This is a genomic window from Serratia sp. Ag1, from assembly GCF_000743355.1.
In the GTDB taxonomy this organism is placed as follows: domain Bacteria; phylum Pseudomonadota; class Gammaproteobacteria; order Enterobacterales; family Enterobacteriaceae; genus Chania.
The window spans coordinates 1-5739 of record NZ_JQEI01000040.1; the positions used below are offsets into that span (position 1 = coordinate 1).

Sequence of the window (5739 nt, forward strand, 5' to 3'; positions counted from 1 at the left end):
ATTGAAGTGGTGGCACAGGACCATAACCTGTACATCCCGACCGACAACAACACCGGCAAGCTGACCGGCACCCGTATTCACACGCCGTTTGTGTTTACCAAGGAAATCGACGCGTCCAGCCCGTACCTGTACAAGGCAGTGACCACCGGCCAGACGCTGAAAACCGCCGAGTTCAAATGGTACCGCATTGATGACGCGGGTCAGGAAGTGGAGTACTTCAACACCAAACTGGACAACGTCAAAGTGGTGAAAGTCGCCCCGAAGATGCACGACATCAAAGATCCGGGTAAAGAGAAGCACAATCACCTGGAAGAGATTGAACTGCGTTACGAAAAAATCACCTGGACCTACAAAGACGGCAACATCATTCATTCCGACGCCTGGAACGAACGTACTACCGCGTAAGTCGCCAGAGCAGGCGGGTAACCGCCTGCTTTTTAATGTGTTTGGCTGAGTATGGTGCAGCCGTTATCCCTAAAGGATTTCACATTGCAGGTAGGCGGCAACTGAGCGAAGTCCCAGGAGCTTGGCCAACCAAGTGACTGGGATGAGTGACAAATCTGCTAAGCAGATTTGAACGCTGCTTGCAGCGGCCCCGAAGGGGCGAGGCCCTATCAGGGCCGAGTAACGCAGCCAACACCCCTGCAATGTGAAAGACGACGGGGATATTCAGCCAAACGTATTTACATGATATCAATGACCTTATGGGCCTCGGTTAACGGCTATGGGCGGTAGCGTGCCCGCATGGGAGCATGGCGGGCAGGACAAGAGAACAGGGAAGAGGCATGAGCCATCACGCAGCACGTTTATTACATCGGTTAAATCCTTACTGTGCCCAGGCGTTGGCGGCAGCGGCGACGCTCTGCCAGACCCGTGGCCACGGGGAAATCACCGTAGAGCACTGGTTGCTCAAGTTGTTGGAACAGGGCGACGGGGATATCTCGATGATCGCCCGGCGCTATGACTGGGATCAGGATGCGCTATGGCACGGATTGTTGGCCCATCTGGAACCTTTACCCCATCAGAACCAGGGCAAACCGCAACTGTCGGCCCCGCTGGAGCACCTGATACAAAGCGCCTGGCTGGAGGCCTCGGCCCAGGTCAATACGGAGGCGGTGCGTTCACTGCATGTGCTGATGGCCCTGGTCGCCTCTCCCTTTCTTATCACCCAGAACGCCACCTGGCCGTTACTCAGCCTCAATGCCGCACAATTAGCCCACCTGCTGCCGCTACTGGACGCACAATCGGCAGAACGCCCGGGCAAGCCCCCGCGCCTTGAATGGCCGATTGATGTGCCTGTTCAGACCACATTATCCCCCACCGTTGAACCGGACCAGGCCCTGCAGGCCGAGCTGGATAACTATACCCAGGATTTAACTGCCAAAGCGCGCGCCGGTCAGATTGATCCGGTGTTGGGGCGTGACAATGAAATCCGCCAGATGGTGGACATTCTCTCCCGCCGCCGCAAGAACAACCCGATTTTGGTGGGGGAGCCCGGCGTGGGCAAAACTGCCCTGGTGGAAGGGCTGGCGCTGCGCCTGGCCGAGGGTGATGTCCCGGCCAGCCTGAAAGACATCGCGATACGCACCCTCGACTTAGGCTTGTTGCAGGCCGGTGCCGGCGTGCGGGGTGAGTTTGAACAACGCCTGAAGAACGTGATTGCGGCGGTGCAACAGTCTCCCACCCCGATACTGCTGTTTATCGACGAAGCGCATACCCTGATTGGGGCGGGCAATCAGGCAGGCGGGGCCGATGCGGCCAACTTGCTGAAACCGGCACTGGCACGCGGGGAACTGCGTACTATCGCGGCCACCACCTGGGCAGAGTACAAACAGTATTTTGAGCGTGACGCGGCGCTGGAGCGGCGCTTCCAACGGGTTTTGGTTGAGGAGCCGGATGATGCCAATGCCTGCCTGATGCTGCGTGGCCTGAAGGCGCGCTATGCCACCTATCATGGGGTGCATATCTGCGATTCGGCGGTGAAGGCGGCTGTCACCCTCTCACGCCGTTACCTGACCGGCAGGCAGTTACCGGACAAAGCGGTCGACCTGCTGGATACCGCCAGCGCGCGGGTGCGTATGGGACTGGACAGCGAACCCGAGCAAATCGTGCACCTCAGGACGGAACTGGCGGCACTGACGATTGAGCAACAGATGCTTGAGCAGGACAAGGTGCTGGACCCGGCGATTGACCCGGCCCGGCTGGCGGATATCAGCGATCGGCTGCGGGCATTGCAGAAGCATGACGTGCGGCTGGCGGTACAATACGAGGCAGAACGGGCGCTGACTGAACAATTGCTTACTGCTCGTCAGGACGGTCACAGTCGTCGTGAGGAATGTGATGCATTGCGGGTGCAGTTGCAGGATATTCAGCGCTGCAACCCACTGCTGTGGCTGGATGTGGATGCACGGGCAGTGGCGACGGTGATTGCCGACTGGACCGGCGTGCCGCTGGGCAGCCTGTTGAAAGACGAACAGAGTGAACTGCTGCAACTTGAACGCCGATTGGAGAAACGGGTGGTCGGGCAGGAAGCGGCCTTGAGTGACCTGGCGCAACGGCTACGTGCCACCCGCGCCGGATTGACGCCGGACAACGGCCCGCAGGGCGTGTTCCTGCTGGTTGGCCCGAGCGGGGTGGGCAAAACTGAAACCGCATTGGCGTTGGCCGACACGTTGTTCGGCGGCGAAGCCTCACTGATTACCGTCAACCTCTCCGAATACCAGGAAGCGCACACCGTCAGCCAGCTCAAAGGCTCACCGCCGGGCTACGTGGGCTATGGTCAGGGCGGCATGCTGACTGAAGCGGTGCGCCAACGCCCGTACAGCGTGGTGCTGCTGGACGAGGTGGAAAAAGCCCACCGGGATGTCATCAACCTGTTCTATCAGGTGTTTGACCGGGGATTTATGCGCGATGGCGAAGGGCGCGAGATTGATTTCCGTAACACCGTAATAGTGATGACCTCGAACCTCGGCAGCGACGCGCTGATGGCCTATCTGAACCGGCACCCTGAAGCGCCTGACAGCGAATTACATGAACAGTTGTACCCGTTGCTGCGCGACCATTTCCAACCGGCGCTGCTGGCGCGCTTCCAGACGCTGATTTACCGCCCGCTGGGCGCGAAGGCGCTCAAACGTATCGTGAGCATCAAGCTGACACAACTGGTTCAACGGTTGCAACAGCATTACGGCCTGCGTTGTGTGATGGAAGACAGCCTAAGCGACGCTTTGGTCGCGGCCTGCCTGCAACCGGACAGCGGGGCGCGCCATATCGACAGCCTACTGAACCAGCATATTTTGCCGGTGCTGAGCCAACAGCTCCTCAACCAGAAGGCAGCAAAACATAACCCCACCCGGCTGACGCTGGGGTGGAGCAAGGACGCGGGCATCCTGCTCGAATTCGATGGAGAAAAAAGATGAGTAAACCCTCCGCTGCGCTATTTTTCGACCACAGTCACCACAAGCTGGCGGTCCGTGGCAGCACTGCCGAGATAGATGTACTGGGCTTTACCGGTGAGGACGCGCTGAGCGCCCCGTTCCGTTACGCCATCCAGTTCACCAGCCACGACAAGGCCATCGCCCCGGACACGATGCTGATGCAGGACGCCGCCTTCACCCTGCAAGCCCCGGTGATGGAGGCTTTTGGCGTGTCTGTCCAGCAACCGCAGCGGGTGATTCAGGGGGTGATTACCGGGTTCAAGCGCCTCTCCACCTCGCGGGATGAAAGCCACTACGAAGTGTGCCTGGAGCCGCGTTTGGCGCTGCTGTCGCGCAGCCATCAGAATGCGATTTATCAGGATATCTCGGTGCCGGGCATTGTGGAGAAAATCCTGCGGGAACGCCACGACATGCGCGGGCAGGATTTTGTCTTCACGCTGGCCCATGAGTATCCGCGCCGCGAGCAGGTGATGCAGTACGGTGAAGATGACCTGACCTTTATCTCGCGCCTGCTGGCCGAGGTGGGTATCTGGTTCCGCTTTACCGCCGACCCGAAGCTGAATATCGACGTGGTGGAGTTTTACGACGACCAGCGCCATTACCAACAGGGGATGACCCTGCAGGCGGTGCCGCCTTCCGGTATGCATGACAGTGGTGTGGACTCGGTGTGGGATTTGTCCAGCGCTCATCAGGTGGTGGAGAAATCGGTCAGCCTCAACGATTACAATTACCGCACCGCCACTGCCGACCTGACCAGTCAGGTGGATGTGACACGCGGTGATGCCACCACCTACGGTGAAGCCTATCATTACGCCGATAATTACCTGACCGCAGGCAGCGAAGGGCGTGACCCAGAGCCGGAGAGTGGGGCCTTTTATGCCCGCTTGCGCCATGAACGCTACTTGAACGCGCAGACCCGGTTCAGCGGGGTGGCGAATACCGCGACGCTGGTGCCGGGTGTGGAGCTGAAGGTGACGGGCAGTTATGCTCCTGCCGCGTTTACCCAGGGCGTGGTGATTGTGCGCACCCGCAGTTCGGCACGGCGCGACCGCAGCTTTGAGGTGGCGTTTGAGGCTATTCCCTATTCCGAGGATTACGGCTTCCGCCCGGCGCTGCTGCCCAAACCCAAGATGGCGGGCACGTTACCGGCCCGGGTGACCAGCACCACCGCCAACGATATCTACGGCCATATCGACAAAGACGGGCGTTACCGGGTGAACATGCTGTTCGACCGCGACAGTTGGGAGCCGGGTTACGAGAGCCTGTGGGTGCGGCAGGCCCGTCCGTATGCGGGGGACGTGTATGGTCTCCATCTGCCGCTTCTGGCGGGGACGGAAGTGGCGATAGCGTATGAGGATGGCAATCCGGACCGCCCTTACATCGCGCACGCCCTGCATGACTCGGCGCACGTCGACCACGTCACCATCCGCAACTACAAGCGTAACGTGCTGAGGACTCCTTCGAACAACAAACTCAGGCTGGACGACACGAGAAATCAGGAGCATATCAAGCTCAGTACGGAGTACGGCGGCAAGAGCCAGTTGAACCTGGGGCACCTGGTTGACAGTGAAAAGCAGCAACGCGGTGAAGGGTTTGAGCTGCGTACCGACCTGTTCGGGGCCATCCGCGCGGAGAAAGGCATCTTCATGAGCGCCGATGGGCAGCCCAAGGCGCAGGGCAAGGTGCTGGAGATGGCGGCGGCGCTCAGCCAGTTGCAGCAAGCCCAGAGCCTGACGGAAGCGCTCCGTGCCGCAGCAGAAACGGCGAAAGCCGAATTGGCAGACCTGCAATCACAAAAAGCGTTACTGGCAGAAACCCTGACCGAACTCAAACAGGCGGCGCTGTTGCTGTCTGCCCCAGCGGGCATTGCGCAAACCACGCCAAAAAGCCTGCAACTCTCTGCGGGGGAGAACATTACCGCGACCAGTGGAAAAAACAGCGACTTTAGCGTGCTGAAAAAATTCACCGTTGCTGCTGGGGAAAGAATCAGCCTGTTTGCGCAGAAGTTGGGGATCAAACTCTTTGCCAGCCATGGCAAGGTCGAAATCCAGGCGCAAGGGGATGAAATGACGCTGGACGCCCTGAAGGATGTGCGTATCAGCAGCAGTGAAGGCAAGATAGTCATCAGTGCGAAACAGGATATCCTGTTGGTGGGCAGTGGCGGAGCGTATATCCGTATCGGTAACGGCGTGGTAGAGAGCGGCGCACCGGACAAAATCATTGAGCGGGCAGCGGTGTGGCAGAAGTTCAGCGGGCAGAGCGCCAGCCAGATGGCACAAAAGTGGGAAACGGCGGATTTTGCGGT

At 59.4% G+C, this 5739-nt stretch carries 3 protein-coding genes; all 3 read left to right on the forward strand.

Annotation, left to right across the window (positions count from 1 at the left end):
* Positions 1-405: type VI secretion system tube protein TssD (tssD, locus tag IV04_RS20865; RefSeq protein ID WP_051916922.1), on the forward strand; the 405-nt coding region annotated here is incomplete at its 5' end.
* 380 nt (positions 406-785) lie between these two features.
* The gene (gene tssH, locus IV04_RS20870) at positions 786-3416 is read left to right on the forward strand and encodes a type VI secretion system ATPase TssH (RefSeq protein WP_037404372.1); all 2631 of its coding nucleotides are present in this window, start codon (positions 786-788) and stop codon (positions 3414-3416) included.
* Positions 3413-5739: type VI secretion system Vgr family protein (gene vgrG / locus IV04_RS20875; RefSeq protein WP_037404374.1), on the forward strand; the 2327-nt coding region annotated here is incomplete at its 3' end. The genes tssH and vgrG, both read left to right, overlap by 4 nt.

Coding starts and splice junctions, on each gene's coding strand:
- tssH (WP_037404372.1), top strand. CDS start 786: ATGAGCCATCACGCAGCACGTTTATTACATCGGTTAAATCCTTACTGT.